Raw genomic sequence first — 18,017 nt, forward strand, 5'->3', positions numbered from 1 at the left:
CCGGGTGCGGCAGGCCGCCACCTGGCTAAGCACCTCCTCGAGCTGGGCGGCGGTGGGCGCGGTGTGGTGCACTGCGCGCAGCCAATACCGCAGCAGGTTCGCCTGGCGCTCCCGCGTGAACGCGTGCAGCGCTGCAATCGGCAGGCCTGCGCCCTCCCCGCCCTTCCTGCCCCCTTCTCCCTCTGCAGTCGGCGCCAGAGCCGTGGCCAGGTCTTGCGCGGCCACCTGCTCCAGCAGGACCTGGGCCTGGGCCGCATGGCGGGCGGAACGGGCAAAGGTCTCACGAAACTGCGGGAAGGCAGCCTCCAAAGCGGGCATGAGTTGCAGGCGGATGCGGTTGCGGGTAAAGCCGGCGTTCTGGTTGCTCGGGTCCTCGACCCAGCCAACACCCAGAGCCTTCAGCCAGGCGCGCAAGTCGGCGGAGGGCACGGACAGCAGCGGCCGCTCGAAGTGAACGCCGTCTCGCTCGAAGCGCGCCGGCATGGCGGCCAGGCCCGGCAGACCGGCACCGCGGCTTAGCGCCAAGAGCAGGGTTTCGACCTGATCGTCGACATGCTGGCCCAGCCAGACGCGCTGTGCCCGGTGTGTGCGGGCGGCCTCGGCCAGGGCCGCATAGCGGGCGCGGCGGGCCGCGTCCTCCGGGCTCTCGCCGGGGGCATGCCGGGCCTGGACCCGAACCACCGCAAGCGGCACCTGCCAGGCCGAGCAGAGGGTGACGCAATGGCGCTCAAAGTCGTCGGCTGCGGCCTGCAGGCCATGGTGAATGTGAAAGGCCTGCACCCGGCCCGGGGCAATGTCACAGGCCAGCCGCAGCAAAGCGGTGGAATCGGCGCCGCCACTGAAGGCGACTGCCAGGGGATGGAGGGCTTCGGTTGCTGGGGCCCGCGGACGGGGCCCTCGGCTGGCGTCGGAACCAGCGGAAGACGACTCAGGGGCCGCAGCGCCCGCATTGACCGTACCTGCCGGATATGCCGGATATGCCGGATTTGCCGGATTTGCCGCAGATGATGCGGACCCCGCCAACTCGGCGAGGGCAATGAGGGCGGACTTTCTTGCCGCAGCCAGGGCGGCAGGCAGACCCGCAGGCTCAGCGTCCGCCGGACTTGGTGTCGGTGAAGCGGCCATAGCTTTGCAGCCGCTCGTAGCGCCGATCGAGCAGTTCCTTCGGCTTGAGGTCGGCGACCTGGCGCCAGGCGTCGCCGAGCGCGCGCTTGAGGAAGGCAGCCATCTGCTTGGTGTCGCGGTGGGCGCCACCCACCGGCTCGCTCACGATCTTGTCAATAACGCCCAGCGCCTTGAGGCGGTGCGCGGTGATGCCCATGGCCTCGGCGGCCTCCTGCGCCTTGTCGCCCGTCTTCCAGAGAATGGAGGCGCAGCCCTCAGGGCTGATCACCGAGTAGACCGAGTATTGAAGCATCAGCACTTGGTCGGCGACGGAGATGGCCAATGCGCCACCGGAGCCGCCCTCGCCGATGATGGTCGAGATGATGGGCACCTGAAGTTGGGCCATCTCGTAGATGTTGCGGCCAATCGCCTCGGACTGGCCGCGCTCCTCGGCGTCGATGCCGGGGAAGGCGCCCGGCGTGTCCACGAAGGTGAACACCGGCAGCTTGAACTTCTCGGCGGTTTTCATGAGGCGCAGCGCCTTGCGATAGCCCTCGGGCCGGCTCATGCCGAAGTTACGCGCGGCGCGCTCCTTGGTGTCGCGGCCCTTCTGGTGGCCCAGCACCACGCAGGCATTGCCATTGAAGCGGGCCAGGCCGCCGACGATGGACTGGTCGTCGGCAAAGTGCCGGTCGCCGTGCAGTTCGATGAAGTCGGTGAAGATTTCGCCGAGGTAGTCCAGGGTGTAGGGACGCTCGGGGTGGCGGGCGATCTTGGTGATTTGCCAGGGGGTGAGATCGCTGTAGATGTCTTTCGTGAGCTGCTGGCTCTTCTTGGACAGCTGGTCGATCTCGTCGGAGATGTCGACGGCCGACTCGGTCTGCACGTAGCGCAGTTCCTCGATCTTGCTCTCGAGCTCGGCGATGGGCTGCTCAAAATCAAGGAAGCTTTTCTTGGCCAAATTTTTCTCCTCTGGACGCATGCCGCCCGGTGCCCGCCGGGCCAGTCAGTAGTCGACAGGCACGGGATCGAGCGAGCGCCAAATATACCAAGTGGCGACGCTTCTGTAAGGGGCCCAGGCCTGGGCGACTTCCCGAGCGTCGCTGCGGCTGACAGGGTCACCAGAAAAATAGCTCTGGCTGATGCCGTTGATCAGGCCCACATCGTCGAGCGGGAGCACGTCCGGCCGCATCAGGTGAAAAATCAGGAACATCTCGGCCGTCCAGCGGCCGATGCCGCGGATGCCCACCAACTCGGCGATGATGGCCTCGTCCTCCATGGCGGTCCAGGAGTCGACCTTGATCGCGCCAGAGTCAAAGTGCAGCGCCAGGTCGACCAGGTACTCGATCTTGCGGGCCGACAGGCCGGCCGCACGCATATCGTCGACCTTGAGGCGCAAGACATTGCCGGGGCTCACCTTGCGCGGCAGCTTGGCAAAGCGGTCCCAAACACTCTGGGCCGCTTTCACCGAGATCTGCTGGCCGACGATGCTGCGGGCCAGGGTGGTGAAGGGGTCGCCCCGGGACTGCAGGCAGGCGTTGCCAAACTGCGGAATCAGGCGCTTCATCACCCGGTCCTTGCGGGCCAGATGGCGACAGGCCTCCTCCCAGTAGTCGGGCGTGGCCAGTGGAGGCGTCTGGCTCATTGCGCAACTCCTCTTGATGCGTCCACGCTCATGCGGCAGCCTCCCAGGTGGTGCCAGCGGCGGAGTCTTTGAGAACAATGCCGCGCGCAAGCAGGTCGGCGCGGATGCGGTCGGCCCCGGCAAAGTCGCGGCTGGCCTTGGCGGCAGCGCGCTCGGCGATCAGGCTGGCAATGGTGGCCTCGTCCAGCGTCGCGCCGGCACGCAGAAAATCGCGCGGATTGCCTTGCAGCAAGCCCAGGCAGCCGCCAAGCGCGCGCAGCAGCCCGGCCAGCTTCGGGTCACGCTTGCGATTGACTTCGCCTGCCAGTTCAAAGAGAACGGCCACCGCGTCGGGCGTGCCCAGGTCGTTGTCCATCGCCGCCTTGAAGCGTGCGGCATGGGGTTCGGCCCAGTCAATCTGCACCGCCTCGGGCGGCACTGCGTCGAGGGCGGTGTAGAGGCGGCGCAGCGCACCACGCGCGTCGTCCAAGTGTACGTCGCTGTAATTGAGCGGGCTGCGGTAGTGCGTGCGAACAATGAAAAAGCGCAATGTCTGGGCGTCGAACTTTTCCAACACCTCGCGGATGGTGAAGAAGTTGCCCAGCGACTTGGACATCTTCTCGCTGTCCACATTCACAAAGCCGTTGTGCATCCACCAGCGGGCCAGGGGCACGCCGTTGGCGCCCTCGCTTTGCGCGATCTCGTTCTCGTGGTGGGGGAAGGTGAGGTCGGCGCCACCGCCATGAATGTCAAAGGTCTCCCCCAGCAGGGCACACGACATCGCAGAGCACTCGATGTGCCAGCCTGGCCGGCCGGCACCGTAGGCGCTGTCCCAGCGGGCATCGGCAGGCTCGGTGGGCTTGGCCGATTTCCACAGCACGAAGTCCAGCGGGTCCTCCTTGCCGTCGGCCACGGCCACCCGCTCGCCGGCCTGAAGTTCGTCCAGCGACTTGCCGGAGAGCTTGCCGTAACCCGGAAAGCGCCGCACCGCAAAGTTCACATCCCCCGAGGGCGTGCGGTAGGCCAGGCCCTTGTCCTCCAGGCGACGAACGATGTCGAGCATCTGGGGCACATAGTCGGTGGCGCGCGGGTCGTGGGTGGGGCGCTCAATGTCCAGGGCGTCGAAGTCCTCGTACATGGCCGCGATCATGCGGTCAGTGAGGCCGCGCACCGTCTCGCCGTTTTCCACCGCACGACGGATGATCTTGTCGTCAATGTCGGTGATGTTGCGCACGAAGGTCACGCGCAGGCCGCTGGCCCTGAGCCAGCGCTGGGCAATGTCAAAGGCCACGTTGGCTCGGGCATGGCCGACATGGCAACGGTCATAGACCGTGATCCCGCAGACATACATGCGTACATGGCCAGGCTCCAGAGGCGAAAACTCCTCCAGCGCACGCGACAGCGTGTTGTAGATGCGCAGACTCATGAATGTGAACGGGGTGTGTGCCTCTGGCGGGCGGGCTGCGGGGCTGGCGGACGGGTTATCCGGCGGCGGCAGTCACCCTGGCTGGAAACCTGTGCAGGCCTTTTTGCAGGGTTGCCAAGGCTACAATCAGCGTCAGTATAAGGCCCTGCGCTGACCTCCCGTCGCGCGAGCGACCACTCACCGCCCGATGCCCGCCGGACTGCCCTCCCTCTCCGCTGCCCTGCTTTCCTTGCTGCTTGTGCCTGCCGTCGCATTCGCCGACCAGGCCGACTACGACGAGGTGAGCCGACTCCTGCGCGCCGGCAATCCGGCCGGGGCGCTCACCCGCGCAGAGAGCTATCTGCAGTCCAACGAACGTGATCCGCAAATGCTGTTCCTGCGCGGCGTCGCACTGCAGGATGCCCGCCGCAGCACCGAGGCCATGGCCGCCTACACCGCGCTGACCCAGGCCTACCCCGAATTGGCCGAGCCCTACAACAACCTCGCGGTGCTGAAAGCTGATGAAGGTCGCCTCGACGAGGCCCTGGCCCTGCTCCAGCAAGCGCTGCGGGTCCGCCCCAACTACGCCGCCGCCCTCGACAACCTCGGCGATGTCCACGCCCGCCTGGCGCTGCGCGCCTGGCGTGATTCACAGGCACTCGACCCCGCGCTTCGGGTGCGTAACACCGCCAAGCAAGCGCGGGTCAGCGAGGCACTGAAATGAGCTCCAAGCCCCCCTCCATGACAAACCGGCCCGCAGGCCAGTCATCGGACCAGCCCACAGGCACGTCTGCTCGCCAGCCTTCACAGCTACGCCGCAGCCTGGTGACCAGCGCCGGCCTGCTTGCAGGCGGCTTGAGCCTGGCGCCCGCTCTTGCCCAAACCGTCACGAGCAGCTCGGCGCGGCCCGCTGCGCCTGCTGCCTCCAGGAACCCAACCCCCAAAGGAAAAACCATGACCCAACCCAAGGTCGAATTGCATATTGCCGGCCAGGGCGTGATCACCCTCGAGCTCGACGCCGAGAAGGCACCCAAGAGCGCGGCCAACTTCCTCGCCTACGTCAAGAAGGGCCACTACGACGGCACCATCTTCCACCGCGTGATCCGCGGCTTCATGGTTCAGGGCGGCGGCTTTGACCCCGAGATGAAGCAAAAGGGCACCGACGCGACGATCCAGAACGAGGCCGACAACGGCCTGAAGAACAAGCACTACACGATCGCGATGGCGCGCACCAGCGACCCGCATTCGGCAACGGCGCAGTTCTTCATCAACACCACCGACAACGACTTCCTCGACCACACTGCCAAGAGCGCCCAAGGCTGGGGCTATGCGGTGTTTGGCAAGGTGGTGGGCGGCACCGACATCGTCGACAAGCTCGAGAAGGTCAAGACCGGCAAGCGCGGCTTCCACGGCGACGTGCCGGTCGACCCGATCGTGATCGAGAAGGCCGTCGCGCTCTAAGCCCTGCGGCCCATGGTGCAGGCCGGCCCTCTCCCAGCGCTCGGCGAAGTCCGCGCCGCGCCTGGCTGGCGCCAGGTCGACTTTGTCTCTGACCTGCACCTGCATGCCGGCGACCCGGCGACGCTGGCCGCCTGGGGCCGCTATCTGGCGCAGACCCCGGCCGACGCGGTCTTCATCCTCGGCGACCTGTTCGAGGTCTGGCCGGGCGATGACTGCTTGCGAGCACTGGGGTCCTCCGCTGCCGCCCAAGACACAGGACTGACGGGCCTTCGCCCCGCGGATGGCGCGGGCGTTGACACTGACGCGGACACAGCCACAACTGAGGGCTCCGTCGACCGGGCGCGCTCCTTCGACGACACCTTCGCCGACAGCTTCGCCGACACCTGCGCCCAGATGCTGCGCGCGGCCAGCCGACAGCGACCGATTTACTTTCTCCACGGCAACCGCGATTTTCTGCTGGGTGAGGGCTTCGCCGCTGCTACCGGTACGCAGCGTCTGGCCGACCCGGCGCTACTGGTGTTCGGCCCGCGCAAGGTGCTGCTCTCACACGGCGACGCGCTGTGCCTGGACGATGTCGACTACCAGCGCTTTCGCGCCCAGGTGCGGGACCCGGCCTGGATTGAGGCCCTGCTGAGTCGGCCCCTGGCCGAGCGCGAGGCCCTGGCGCGTGACCTGCGCGCCCAGAGTGAAGCGCGCCATCGCGAGCAGCCAACCTATGCCGACGCCGACACGCACATGTCCCGGCAGTGGCTGCACCAGGCCGGTGCCGACACACTGGTGCACGGGCATACCCACCGACCCGCGGAGCACGAGCTCGGAGATGGCCTTGTGCGCCGGGTGCTCTCCGACTGGGACGCCGGGGCCCAGCCACCGCGCGCCGAAGTCCTGCGTCTGGACACGCAAGGTCAGTTCCAGCGCCTCAGACTGGCAGACTCTGGCGCCTGAGGCGGCGCAGGTCCTGCCTCCCGCACGGAACCGGCACCGACACCATGGCCTCACTCCTCGATCACTGGCGCAATTGGCGCAATTGGCGCAGGCAGCGACAGCAGGCGCCCATTCCCGACGCGCTGTGGGAGGAGGTGCTGGCCGACTTTCCCTTTCTGGCGGCGCGTCCCATCGCGGAACGCGAGCGGCTGCGGGATCTCGCAGGCCGCTTTCTGCGCGAGAAAGAGTTTCACGGGCAGGGTCTGGTCATTACCGACCGGATCGCGCTGTCGATCGCAGCCCAGGCGGTGTTGCCGGTTTTGCATCTCGGCCTGCACTGGTACGACGATTTCGTTGGTATCGTGGTCCATCCCGGGCAGGTGGTGGCCCGGCGCAGCCAGGCCGACGAGACCGGTGTTGTCCACGACTGGGACGAAGTACTGGCCGGCGAGGCCATGGACCAAGGGCCGGTGATGCTGTCCTGGGAGGATGTGCGCGAGGCCGGCCACCGGTTCGCCGAGGGCTACAACGTCGTGATCCATGAATTTGCCCACAAGATCGACATGCGCGACGGCGTACCCGACGGCTGCCCGCCTCTGCCCTCGCGCAAAGCACGGGAGGCCTGGCGGGCCTGCATCGAGGCCGAGCACGCGGCCTTTCGGGAGCGGGTGCTGGTGGCCGAGCGGTTCAGCGGCGAGCCCACCTGGCTCGACCCCTATGGCGCCGAGGGGGTGGACGAATTTTTCGCAGTGGCGTGTGAGGCCTACTTCGTGAACCCCGAGCGCTTCACGCAGGAGTTTCCGCCGCTGCAAGCGCTGTTCGACGGGTTCTTCCGTCCACAGGCTTGAAGCGGGCAGGCGTCATCCGCGCATCAGCGCCTTGAGTGCGTTCTGCAGGCGGCGCGCCGCCTGCGGCTGGTGCGCACTGGCCAGAACCCGGGCGGCGTCTTGCCCCCAGGTCTGGGCCGGGGACGGGTCGTTGCGTCGGGTCAGCAGCTGAAGCTGGAGCATCCGGCGCGCAGAGAGTTGCTCGGCCGGCGTCGGCACTTCGGCCGCCATCTCCAGCCGCAACAAAGCCTCGCTGGCGTCGCCCGCCGGCGCCGACGACAAGGCCTGCACCCAGCTGCCACGCACCGCAGGGTTGACCGACTTGCCCAAGGCCGCCTGTGCCGGCACCTGGTCGCCCGCGCGCTGCTCCCAGGCCGTGAGCAGCTGGACCAGGGACTCGCCGTGAGCCTGGGCAGCCAGCTTGCGCAGGGTTGCCTGGGCATGCTCCATCGCATCTCGCTGGGCACGGAAGGCGACATCGCCCAAGCGCGGGCCGCGGTCCTCGCGGGGCGCGCCAAAACGACCACCGTCGCGACCGCCATCTCGTCCGCCATCTCGTCCGCCGTCCCGTCCGCCATCACGCCCTCGGTCGCCGAAGCGGCCTCGGTCTTGGCCACGCTCGCCGGGTCGGCCGGGCCTGCCGGGTGCCTGGGGTTCGGCCCGCTTCATGCCGGGGCGATCGTCACCGCGCATGGCCACCACCGGGCGCGGGGCGGGTTTGGGTGCGGGCGCAGGCGCTGCCGGGGCGGCATCGGCCGCGGGGGCCTCTGCCGCAGCGTCGGGGCTTGTGCCCTCTGCGCCTGCCGCGTCCGAACCGACACCGGCCGGCTCACCAGACTCGGAGGCAGGTGCCGAAGCACTGGCGGGACCCGCGCCGGCAGCAGGTACCTGCACAGCCGGCGTGGCCGCCAGTTCAGCCCGCGCCTGGGCCTGACCACTCAGCGCAGCCTCCAGCGCAGCCAGTGCATCCCGGATCCGCTTGGCGTCGCCGGACGCATTCGCGGCCTCCAGCGCGCGCGAAGCCTCGAGCACCGTGCGGTCCCGGTCACTCAGGGCGGAAGCGGCGCGCTCACGCTCCTGGCCCTTGCGGGAGAAGGCCTCGTCGATCGGCTGGCGGAATGCGTCCCACAGCTTTTGCTCTTGGCGCCGATCGAGCGGCACCGTGTGGGCCTCCGCCTGCCAGCGCTGCTGCAATGACTTGACCGCGTCGATGCGCAGCTGCGGCGCGGCGCCCAGGGCCTGCGCTTCCGCCACCAGCGCCTGGCGACGCGCCAGGCTCTGCTTCTGGGCCTCGGCCAGCGGGCCGTACGCCGCGTGCATGGCTTGCTTCCACTGGGGTTGCAGCTCGGCGAAAGCCTTTTCGCTCAAATGACCCGCGTCGCGCCAGCGGGAGTCAAACTGCTGCAGGGCACGGACCTGAGCCTTCCAGTCGGGAGTCGACGCGCCGGCGTGAGCGCCCGCCCAGGCCTGAAGCTCCTCAATCAGGGCCAGCCGCTTGGCCCGCTGCTCAGCCGACTCGGCCTTGACCTTTTGCAGCCACTCTTCGACCACAGCATAGGCGCGGTTGCAGGCCTCATCGAACCGCTTCCAAAGACCGTGGTTGGGGGCCGCGCCCTTGTCCAACTGCTTCCATTGCTCGCGCAGTTGACGCAACTCTTCCTGCATCTTGCGGCCGCCGAAACGCGGCCGCCTTTGAACGGGCTGGGCAAGCGCCTTGGGTGCCGGACGGCGGGCGCGGGTTTGTGGCTCTGACCCGATTTCTGTCGTGGCGCCCGACTCGGTCGACACGGCCTCAGAGGCAGCGGCCTGCGGTGCGGAGACGTCAGTGTCTGTGGCCTCGGGGGATATGGCATCTGAAGCGATCGCCTGGGGAGCGACAGCCTCGGGAACGACGACCTCAGGAGCAGCTGCCTCAGAAGCAACTGCCTCCGACGCGGCTGCGTCAAGCGCAGTCACTTCGGAAGCGACGATCTCGGGGCTGCTGGCCTCAGTGCTGTTCGCCTCGGGGCTCAGCGCCTCTGCGGCCACTGCAACGGGCTCGCCCGCATCGGGGGCCGGCGCAGGCGCCGGCAACGACTCTGACAGCGCCCCCTCGGAGACAGGCTGCCCCTCGTCGGGCTCGGCAGGCTTGGCCGCTTTGCGTCGGCCCGTGGCGGGTGCTGCCCCCGGCACAGTCTCGAACAGGGCCTCGGCCTTGTTCACCAATTCCTGGCGCAGCTGGTCGGTGCGCCAACGCTGCCACCCTTCCAGCTCGCCTGCGGCGGCCAGCGCGGACTGCGCCTTCTGGTCCAGCGCCGAATCAATCAGGCGGCCGTGGTCCTTGAGCGCCTGGCGCAACGCAGCGGCGGCGCCGGTGCTCGCCTTGCCATGGCCCTCGGCAACTTCCTTCTCGAGCCGCTCGAGCGCGGCACCCACCGCAGCATCAGCCTGGGCCTTGCGCTGCGGATCCACTGGCGGCTTCGGGGGACGCGGCGCGGCGCCCGCGCCGGCCTCGGCTGACTGGCCGCGTCCTTGGCGCAACTCATCAGCCCAAACCGGCACCGGTGGCAGGGGCGCGGCGGAATCCGCCGCCGCGGCGACGGCCTGCGCCAGCACCGTTTGAAAGGCCTCCCACACCACTTGCAACTGACCGCGCGAGGCGTCGAGTTGCGGCGGAAAGCGCATGTCGATGCTGGGCCAGGCCGCGTCTTCAACCAGCGCCTGGGCCTGGGTCTGCCACGCTGGCACGTCGGCGCGCAAGGCGTCGGAAGCCGCCAGAGCGTCCTTCCAGGACTTGGTAGAAAGCACCTCGATGCGCTGGGCCAGCAACACTGCCGCCTCGCGCTGCACCTGTACCCGGTGCTGCAGGTCCTCGATGCCTTTGACCCGGTCCGCCAGGCGAACCTTGAGGCTGGCCAGTGGCTCCCGGCTCAGGGGGGCGCCGGCTTTGGCCGCGTCCCGTTGCCAGGCCATTGCGTCGGCGATGTTGAGCTTGACCTGCTCCAGCAAGGTCTGGCCGCGCGCGGCCCAATCAGCGGCGATGGCCTCCTGGTCGCGGGCGCGCCGCAATTCGTCGAGCCGCTCCCGCAGGACACGGGCAGCGCCCTTGTCGCGGGCGCTGAGTTCCTTGAAGACCTCCTGCAGGCGCTCGGGCGCGGGGTCGGAGTCGAGCCACTGGCGCAGGCGGGCGGCGCGTTCGCCGGAGGTCGGGGCGGTGAACACGCCACCGGTCAGGCCGTCGAGGGCCTGCAGTTGGGGGTTGGAGGACAAGGTACTCACAGGTCTGGGAGGGTCAGCAGGGCCCATGGTCAAATGGCCGGGCAGGAGGCGCCGGCCAGACTGAGGGCTAAACGCGTATTTTCACCGGGAAACCGGGCCTGCAAGCCCTTGACCCGACTGCAGGGCAGGATGGATGCGCCCTTTATTCGCATAAAGAAAGGGCTTTTTATTCTTGACCAGGTATTTGAGAGCTTCCTAGAATCCGCCCGCCCCCACCGGATAAACCCGAAGTAACCGCACCGGCGGGCACACCCACTGCCACGACCCGAGTCCACCCTGCGCCCCCGGCGCTGGAACTCCCGCGGCGATGAGACGAGTCGCAGCGCCCCCTGGCGCGACGCGACCCTGGCGATGCCCCGACTTCCAAGCAGGAGCGGACGACGAGGCCATCCCGTACAAAAAAGGAAACGCCATGACCGCGTTTGAAAGATTCCGCGACGGGCTTCGCACCTTCGCCACCGACGTCGCCGAGGGCTTTTTCGAAATCACCCACAACGGCTTCGCCCTCTTGGGTGTGGTGGTGGTCTTTGTCGCCGCAGCCTTCGCCTTCAAGCCAGACCTGCGCAGCTCAGGCGAGGCCCAGCTGATGACCTGGCTGCAGGCCCGGCAGGCAGACGCCATGGGCATCGTGGCCGACCTCACCGGGATCGAGCGAGCCACCGCGACCGATCCGCGGGAATTGCCCAAGCAGCAGGCGGCCGTCGCCTACTGGCTCAGCAAAAAGTACCGGGTCGCGCCTGAGCCGATCAGCGCCCTGGTGGCCGAGTCCTATGAGCTGGGCAGCAAGTACAAGATAGACCCGACCCTGATCCTGGCGGTGATGGCGGTCGAGTCGAGCTTCAATCCGTTCGCCCAGAGCCCGGTGGGCGCCCAGGGCCTGATGCAGGTAATGACCAAGGTGCATGCCGAGAAGTACGGTCTGTTCGGCGGCAAGCTCGCCGCCTTCGACCCGGTGAGCAACTTGCGGGTGGGGGTGAAGGTGCTGCAAGACTGCATCACGCGTGGTGGCTCGGTCGAAGGCGGCCTGCGTCTGTATGTGGGCGCTGGCCCGGAAACCGAAGACGGCGGCTATGTCGAGAAGGTTCTGGCCGAGCACGAGCGGCTGCGGCAGGTCGCCGCTGGTCAGACAGTGCCGCTGGCAGCTCGCAGCAACAACCCTTCCGCCCCGCCACCGTCCTGATCGGTCCGGGCCGAATCGCACGGGCCCTGGGCTACACTTCGGGTGCACGCGACTGGCGATAGGCGCGGCTTGCCCCCGGTGGGCATGCCCTGGCCGACGTGGGTCACCACGGGGGAGCGTGCCCCGGCTCACGCCGGTTCAGCCGTTCGCCTGGGCAGCCCTGATCCGGCCGGACATCGTCCGGGCGTCGCCTGCCGCCGCCCTGCCGACCACCCCGACCGGCCTCAGGGAGCCACCTCTTACAGGACCGCCGCCGTGTTCCACCGCAACCACCTCATCGAACAAACCGACCCTGAGCTGTTCGCCGCCATTCAGGCCGAGAACCGCCGCCAGGAAGAGCACATCGAGCTGATCGCCAGCGAGAACTACGCCTCCCCCGCCGTGATGGCGGCCCAGGGCACCCAGCTGACCAACAAGTACGCCGAGGGCTACCCTGGTAAGCGTTACTACGGCGGCTGCGAGAACGTCGACATCGCCGAGCAACTGGCCATCGACCGGGTCAAGCAACTGTTTGGCGCCGACGCCGCCAACGTGCAGCCGCACTGCGGCGCCTCGGCCAACGAGGCGGTGTTCCTGGCCTTCCTCAAGCCGGGCGACACCATCATGGGCATGAGCCTGGCCGAGGGCGGCCACCTGACCCACGGCATGCCGCTGAACATGTCGGGCAAGTGGTTCAATGTCGTTTCCTACGGTCTGAATGACAAGGAAGAGATCGACTACGAAGCGATGGAGCGCAAGGCCCACGAGTCCAAACCGAAGCTCATCATCGCTGGTGCCTCGGCCTACTCCCTGCGCATCGACTTCCAGCGCTTCGCCAAGGTGGCCCGTGATGTCGGCGCGATCTTCCTGGTCGACATGGCCCACTATGCCGGCCTGATTGCCGCCGGCGTCTACCCCAACCCAGTGCCGCATGCCGATGTGGTGACCTCGACCACCCACAAGAGCCTGCGCGGCCCGCGCGGCGGCATCATCTTGATGAAGGCCCAGCACGAGAAGGCGATCAACTCCGCCATCTTCCCGGGGCTGCAGGGCGGCCCGCTGATGCACGTCATTGCCGCCAAGGCGGTGGCCTTCAAGGAGGCGCTGGCCCCTGAGTTCAAGATCTACCAGCAACAGGTGATCAAGAACGCTCAGACCGTGGCCGAGACCCTGACCCAACGCGGCCTTCGCATCGTGAGCGCACGCACCGAGAGCCACGTGATGCTGGTCGACCTGCGGGCCAAGGGCATTACCGGCAAGGAAGCCGAGGCAGTGCTGGGCAATGCGCACATGACCATCAACAAGAACGCTATTCCCAACGATCCCGAAAAGCCGATGGTCACCAGCGGCGTGCGCATCGGCACTCCGGCCATGACCACTCGCGGCTTCAAGGAAGAAGAGGCGCGCATGACCGCGAACCTGATCGCCGATGTGCTTGACAAGCCGCGCGACGAGGCCAACATCGCCGCGGTGCGCGAGAAGGTCCATGCGCTGACCAGCCGCTTCCCGGTCTACGGCTAAAGCCCTCGCCACTTGCATCGCCGGCGCCCAGGAGCAAACCCATGAAATGTCCCTTCTGCGGCAACGCCGAGACCCAGGTGGTCGAGACCCGCGTGGCCGAAGACGGGCTGTTCATCCGCCGGCGGCGCCAGTGCGCCCACTGCGAGAAGCGCTTTACCACCTACGAGCGGCCGGACGTCACCTTCCCTGCGGTGGTGAAAAAAGACGGACGGCGCATCGAGTTCGACCGCAGCAAGCTGGTGGGCTCGATGAACCTGGCCCTACGCAAGCGGCCGGTGAGCACCGAGCAGGTCGACTCGGCCATCGAGCGCATCGAGGAAAAGCTGCTCAATATGGGGGTGCGTGAAGTGCCGTCCACCCGCATCGGCGAGTTGGTCATGCGTGAGCTCAAGCGCCTGGACAAGGTGGCCTATGTGCGCTTTGCCAGCGTCTACCGCAGCTTCGAAGACATCGACGAGTTCCGCACCCTGGTCGAGGAAGTGCGGCGCTGAGACAAGGTTGCGGCTCGCCTATGCATAGGCGGGGTCAGGCCGGCATGGCCTTCAGCGCCAGCAGCTTTCTGCCGTCATGCCAGACACTGGGCTCGGGGCCCCGCGCACCCCAAGCTGATTGATGGTGAGCGCACCGCAGCCATCGGCTTTCTTGGGCGTGGCGGTGAGCGTGAACGAGGTGGCGTCGGAGATAACAGCCAGCGTGTAGCGGGCATCCGCTGCAGTAGACCCTGCGGGTGAATTAATCAGGCGATCGGGAAGGCTGGCAGAGGCGTAGCTCGTCTTGGCTGAGTAGTAACGCTCCATGTACTGCGCGGCCTCGAGCAGGACAGCCCGCGCCTCGGCCCGGTGGGCGCGCTGGACATGGCTGGTGTAGGCGGGGTAGGCAATGCCTGCCAAGATGCCGACCAAGGCCACCGCGATCAACAGTTCGATGAGCGAGAACCCACCCAACAAGGTCAGCGAGAAACCGCGCGACGGGGCATGGTGCCGGGGTTTTCGGGTTTCCGTCTGCACAGGCTTCTGAACGGCTTTCTGAACGGCTTTCTGAACGGGCTTGTGCGCGGGTGTTGACCTGAGCGTGTGTGTTTGCTCTTGTATTTGCTCTTGCATGTGGCGTGGCGTCTGGTAAAGCATGGGATGGGCGGATGCGAACGTCGACGGGAACGCCTTCAGAACGGCGGCTGAAGGATCCGCCGCCACACGCGGGCTTTGAGGGCACCGCTGCCAGACGCGCAAACGGCCATGCTCTCGTTGCTTCCCAAGATTTGCAGTTGCTTCGCGCACTTCGTTGCCGAACCGCCCGTGGTCGATCCGGTCCCCGATGTCCCCCCCGAGTTGGTCCCCGAGGACGACTGGGGGAGTAAAACGGCATCGGCTCCATCCGCGACCGTCTGGTAACCAGCCGCCAGCGCGGAATCCGAGCTGTTCACAACGCCATCGCCGGTGGTGTCCAAGATCGGGCGCGTGGGCGCAGGGCCGCCGGAGGCCTTGAGCAGCAGGTTCACGCCCTTGCCTTGCGCCAGGTCGCAGGGATCGCCGGCGACGGCGGGGGATTCGGCGGCGATGAGCAGCAAATCGTTGCCCTTAACCAGAGGCTGCAGGGGTTGCAGCACACGCAGGCCCGCCGGCACGCCCTCGCCCGTGAGTGGCAGACGCCAGCCGCGCCTCTGGGCCCAGTCGATGGTCGGCGTGGAGACCTGGAAAAAGGTACTCCCCGCCTTGGCATCCGCCAAGGTCAGGAGGGAGAGCTCCCGCGCCTCCAACTGGTCAGGCCCCAGAGGGCGGCTCAATGTCTCATTGACCCGGTCCTCGACCACGTAGACCGCCTGGACGGTCTTGCCATTCGCATCCTGGTCCGTGATCAGCCGGCCAGTGCCAAAAGCGAGCCGGACCGTCTGACCCGAGACCTGCACCCAGGGCGCCTGCATGATGGCCTGGCCCGTCGCCGCCTTGAACAGGGGCTCCCCACCCAGGCCAACGCGGAAGAAGGCCGCGTCTTGCTCGTCGTAATCGAAGCGCCACAGGCGTCCGGTCAAGTCGCCGGCGTAGGCGCCGATGACCAGCCCCTGTTCGTTGCGCCGCAAGGCCACGCCGCCCAGGCCATTGGCCTCAGTGGTCTTTGGCAGCGCCAGGGTTCGCACCACGCCGGTCTCTACCTCCACCACGAACAAATGGGCCTGCGGCATGGGGCTGTCATAGGTGCTGCGATAGCCATTACCGAACATCGCCACCCACTTGCCATTGGGCAATTGGCCGGTGGCGATTGGGGCCAGCACATGGCCCAGCTTCGGCTGGGTGGCATTGCGAATCTCCCAGCGCGGGGTGAGCGGCCCCAAAGACGACGGGTCGGTCACGTCCAGGGCAAAGACGGCCGGGGCTCCTGCCCCGGTCGACCCCAGCAGGTAATTGCGCCAACCCACACCGCTGGCCTGGGGCGAACTGACCTTCACATCGGCCAGTCGCAGCGGCCCGTCGACGAAGTAGCGGTGCTGCGCCAGCGAAACGGCGTACTCCGGATCACGCAGGCGTTTGAGGTCGTCTGCAACCGCGCGGGGAATGTAGGCAAAGATCTCGTGTCCTTCGGGGCTTGCGTTCGCGCCAGGCGTGTCGCGAAAGGCGTGGAGCATGCCGCCGTTGCTACCGGCGTAGACCACGCGCGCCCGGGTCTTCTTCACCCCCGCGAGGTAGGCTGCATAGGACTTGTCGGTGTCGGGCATCGCCTCCGCGTCCGGGTCGGCCGCATTACCGGCCACCACGGGTGTGCTGTTGATGAAGTCACCGAGCAGACCGCCGCGAACCCGCCAACCGCTGTCCCCCTCACGAATGCGGTCGCCCCGCAGGTAGTTCACAAGCGCGGGTACCTCCTCCGCAGCGATGGCAGACTTCAGCGTCGCACTGAGGCCCTCAGGGGAAAACGAAACCGCCGCCGGCGACTTCAGGCCGTCGTCCCAGATGAAGATCCTGCGCTGATCCCAGGCAGGCAGCGCGCGCTCGGCGGACCAAGCCGGCGTCACCGGCGGGCTGCTGCCACCAAGCGGGTACGCCAGCAGGTCACCACTCCAGTCGCCTGCGCGAAAGACCGTGGCGTAGCGGCGATTGCCTGCACCCGCATCGGCGGTTGCCGCCACCACACCGGCCTGGCTCTGGTCTTGGCGGGTCATGCTGGCGAAGGCATCGCGCAAGGACTTGCCCAGGGTCTCGGTGTCGAAGGCGCTGAAATACGCGCCCCGGCTGTTGAGAGCCGCGTGCCAGAGGTCGTCAATACGGTTACCGCCCCAGCCTTTGGTGCCATTCGTGAGGGCTGGCAGGTCGGTCGCTGGGTCGAGCAGGCCCCGCAAGCCCAGGCCCACGATGTAGGTGCTCATGGACTGCCAGGTGGCCTCGTTGTCCGGCCGGGCGGGCACCTTGTTGGGCAGGTCAGGCCGCAGGTCGCTGTACCAGTAGGACAGGGCGGCGTCCGAGGGAGCGTCGATGTTGGGTCCGATATAGGGCAGTGTGGGCTTGTACTGCCAGGTGCTGCCGTTCGCCAACGTGATCACTGGCCCGTCTTCGCTGTCAATGTTTTTGTTGGTCGCAGTACCGTCTGTAAAGAATCCGTCGGTCATCATGAGCAGGTAGGACCGCCGGCAGCTGGCCTGGACCGCGCTGGAGAACTTCCCCGGCGTCTCGCCCCAAGGCCCTTCGCTGTCCGAGCGCTCGTAATAGCTGCCCACCTCTTTTGTGGCGGCGACCAGCGGCGTACTCCCCCCTACGATAGGCGCCTGATAGAGCCAATCGGCGAATCGTTGCTTCTGCGCCAAGTCCCAATCGCGTACACCTGACTTGATCATCTTGTAGTCGCCCGCGCCGTCGACGGATACGCCTGTCACGCGGGTCGACAGGCGTGCGTAGCCGACGCGCACCCGATTGCTCTGGGACAAGAGGGCCTCGCCCAGGGCGGCGCGGGCGAGGTAATGGCGCGAACGGTAATAGACAAACCAGTTGGCGAAGTTTTGCCGCTCCTCGGTTTGTGTGCATCGCTCGTTGGCACAGTCGGTGCGCCCGGGGCCTCGCAACGGGCCCTGGCTGGCGTTGATATCGAATTCAAGGTAGCTGGCGGCCTGGCTCGGATCCAAGAAGCCCGTCGCGTCACGCCGCAGGCGGTAGTACAGACCCGGGGTATAGGAACGGACACTGGTTTGGCTGCAATCGAACATTTCGCCGATGCACCACTGACCGGAATAGTCAACGAGGGGCATCGTGAGGTCAATCCGGTTCGAATCCGGCACCCCCAAACTGTTGGGTGGCTTGTCAGGGTCACCGGTCGGGTAGTTAGGGTTCACGGCGGCCTGGGTGATATCAGCCTGTGGGTAGCGCGAGCCGTCGGCCCTCAACCAGGGGCGATACCGGATCTCGGGGTTGTAATAAAGCGAATTGATGTCCGGTGAGCGCATCGCGCGCTGCTGCCAAGAAAGCGGTTGGCGATCGGAGGGAACAAGGCCGACGGAGAAGGTCATGTTCGTGACCGCCACATCGCTCGGGTGGAGGGCGCCCATACGTCCAGTGCTTGGCAAGGTAACGGTCCAAGAGCCAACCTTCGCCGACCCGCCTTCAAGCAGGGACTGCTGCCCCATTGAGGAAGAGTCGTCCAGCATGACCATCAGGTTGGGCTTGACCGGCGGCTGTGCGAGGTTGCGCAGGGGCAATTGGGCAGGTGCAGGCACCTGACTCGCCGCAGGGGTCTGTGCCAGCGCGACGGCCA

General features: G+C 67.1%; 14 protein-coding genes and 1 riboswitch. Of the genes, 7 read left to right on the plus strand and 7 right to left on the minus strand.

What is annotated here, in order from left to right; genetic code table 11:
* The 4 genes from tilS to cysS form a co-directional block, all read right to left on the minus strand.
* The coding region (gene tilS, locus QE494_RS05115) for a tRNA lysidine(34) synthetase TilS (RefSeq protein ID WP_300041844.1) at window positions 1–855 on the minus strand (855 nt) is incomplete at its 3' end.
* A gap of 232 nt (window positions 856–1,087) precedes the next feature.
* Window positions 1,088–2,065 carry an acetyl-CoA carboxylase carboxyltransferase subunit alpha gene (locus QE494_RS05120; RefSeq protein ID WP_300041831.1) on the minus strand — a complete coding sequence of 326 codons (978 nt, stop codon included), beginning with the start codon at window positions 2,063–2,065 and terminating at the stop codon, window positions 1,088–1,090.
* Window positions 2,066–2,110: 45 nt separating this feature from the next.
* The gene (locus QE494_RS05125; protein WP_300041832.1) at window positions 2,111–2,749 is read right to left on the minus strand and encodes a DNA-3-methyladenine glycosylase; all 639 of its coding nucleotides are present in this window, start codon (window positions 2,747–2,749) and stop codon (window positions 2,111–2,113) included.
* A 28-nt stretch (window positions 2,750–2,777) separates the two neighbouring features.
* Window positions 2,778–4,154, minus strand: coding sequence for a cysteine--tRNA ligase (gene cysS / locus QE494_RS05130; protein ID WP_300041833.1), 1,377 nt, complete (start codon window positions 4,152–4,154; stop codon window positions 2,778–2,780).
* A gap of 187 nt (window positions 4,155–4,341) precedes the next feature.
* Between cysS and QE494_RS05135 the strand changes: the two genes are divergently transcribed.
* The 4 genes from QE494_RS05135 (at window position 4,342) to QE494_RS05150 (ending at window position 7,366) form a co-directional block, all read left to right on the plus strand.
* Complete coding sequence (locus tag QE494_RS05135) at window positions 4,342–4,857, plus strand: tetratricopeptide repeat protein (protein ID WP_300041834.1); 516 nt, start codon at window positions 4,342–4,344, stop codon at window positions 4,855–4,857.
* Between the two features lie 230 nt (window positions 4,858–5,087).
* Window positions 5,088–5,594 carry a peptidylprolyl isomerase gene (locus tag QE494_RS05140; protein WP_300041835.1) on the plus strand — a complete coding sequence of 169 codons (507 nt, stop codon included), beginning with the start codon at window positions 5,088–5,090 and terminating at the stop codon, window positions 5,592–5,594.
* Between the two features lie 12 nt (window positions 5,595–5,606).
* Entirely contained in the window at window positions 5,607–6,539 is a 933-nt protein-coding gene (locus tag QE494_RS05145; RefSeq protein ID WP_300041836.1) for a UDP-2,3-diacylglucosamine diphosphatase, read from the plus strand.
* A 44-nt stretch (window positions 6,540–6,583) separates the two neighbouring features.
* On the plus strand, window positions 6,584–7,366 hold the full coding sequence (locus QE494_RS05150) for a zinc-dependent peptidase (protein WP_300041837.1): 783 nt from the start codon (window positions 6,584–6,586) through the stop codon (window positions 7,364–7,366).
* Window positions 7,367–7,378: 12 nt separating this feature from the next.
* Here the strand turns inward: QE494_RS05150 and QE494_RS05155 are convergent, their stop codons facing one another.
* On the minus strand, window positions 7,379–10,603 hold the full coding sequence (locus tag QE494_RS05155) for a DUF349 domain-containing protein (protein ID WP_300041838.1): 3,225 nt from the start codon (window positions 10,601–10,603) through the stop codon (window positions 7,379–7,381).
* A 412-nt stretch (window positions 10,604–11,015) separates the two neighbouring features.
* Here QE494_RS05155 and QE494_RS05160 point away from each other — a divergent pair, with 412 nt between their 5' ends.
* The 3 genes from QE494_RS05160 (at window position 11,016) to nrdR (ending at window position 13,774) form a co-directional block, all read left to right on the plus strand.
* Entirely contained in the window at window positions 11,016–11,783 is a 768-nt protein-coding gene (locus tag QE494_RS05160) for a lytic transglycosylase domain-containing protein (protein ID WP_300041839.1), read from the plus strand.
* A gap of 38 nt (window positions 11,784–11,821) precedes the next feature.
* Window positions 11,822–11,946: riboswitch (ZMP/ZTP riboswitch) on the plus strand.
* A gap of 92 nt (window positions 11,947–12,038) precedes the next feature.
* A complete protein-coding gene (gene glyA / locus QE494_RS05165; protein WP_300041840.1) occupies window positions 12,039–13,283 on the plus strand; it encodes a serine hydroxymethyltransferase in 1,245 nt (414 codons plus the stop codon).
* A gap of 41 nt (window positions 13,284–13,324) precedes the next feature.
* Window positions 13,325–13,774 (plus strand): transcriptional regulator NrdR, encoded by a 450-nt coding sequence (gene nrdR, locus QE494_RS05170; RefSeq protein ID WP_300041841.1) that lies wholly within the window; start codon window positions 13,325–13,327, stop codon window positions 13,772–13,774.
* A gap of 51 nt (window positions 13,775–13,825) precedes the next feature.
* Here nrdR and QE494_RS05175 read toward each other — a convergent pair whose 3' ends face one another.
* Together QE494_RS05175 and QE494_RS05180 are read right to left on the minus strand one after the other, a co-directional pair.
* On the minus strand, window positions 13,826–14,290 hold the full coding sequence (locus QE494_RS05175; RefSeq protein ID WP_300041842.1) for a type IV pilin protein: 465 nt from the start codon (window positions 14,288–14,290) through the stop codon (window positions 13,826–13,828).
* Window positions 14,291–14,445: 155 nt separating this feature from the next.
* The coding region (locus tag QE494_RS05180; protein WP_300041843.1) for a pilus assembly protein at window positions 14,446–18,017 on the minus strand (3,572 nt) is incomplete at its 5' end.

The sequence above is a fragment of the Ramlibacter sp. genome (assembly GCF_029866045.1).
Taxonomy (GTDB): domain Bacteria; phylum Pseudomonadota; class Gammaproteobacteria; order Burkholderiales; family Burkholderiaceae_C; genus Ramlibacter.

Excerpts from the sequence above, each read along its gene's own strand:
- QE494_RS05145 (WP_300041836.1), top strand. The coding sequence starts at position 5,607 with ATGGTGCAGGCCGGCCCTCTCCCAGCGCTCGGCGAAGTCCGCGCCGCG.
- QE494_RS05150 (WP_300041837.1), top strand. The coding sequence starts at position 6,584 with ATGGCCTCACTCCTCGATCACTGGCGCAATTGGCGCAATTGGCGCAGG.
- QE494_RS05135 (WP_300041834.1), top strand. The coding sequence starts at position 4,342 with ATGCCCGCCGGACTGCCCTCCCTCTCCGCTGCCCTGCTTTCCTTGCTG.
- nrdR (WP_300041841.1), top strand. The coding sequence starts at position 13,325 with ATGAAATGTCCCTTCTGCGGCAACGCCGAGACCCAGGTGGTCGAGACC.
- QE494_RS05160 (WP_300041839.1), top strand. The coding sequence starts at position 11,016 with ATGACCGCGTTTGAAAGATTCCGCGACGGGCTTCGCACCTTCGCCACC.
- QE494_RS05140 (WP_300041835.1), top strand. The coding sequence starts at position 5,088 with ATGACCCAACCCAAGGTCGAATTGCATATTGCCGGCCAGGGCGTGATC.
- cysS (WP_300041833.1), bottom strand. The coding sequence starts at position 4,154 with ATGAGTCTGCGCATCTACAACACGCTGTCGCGTGCGCTGGAGGAGTTT.
- QE494_RS05125 (WP_300041832.1), bottom strand. The coding sequence starts at position 2,749 with ATGAGCCAGACGCCTCCACTGGCCACGCCCGACTACTGGGAGGAGGCC.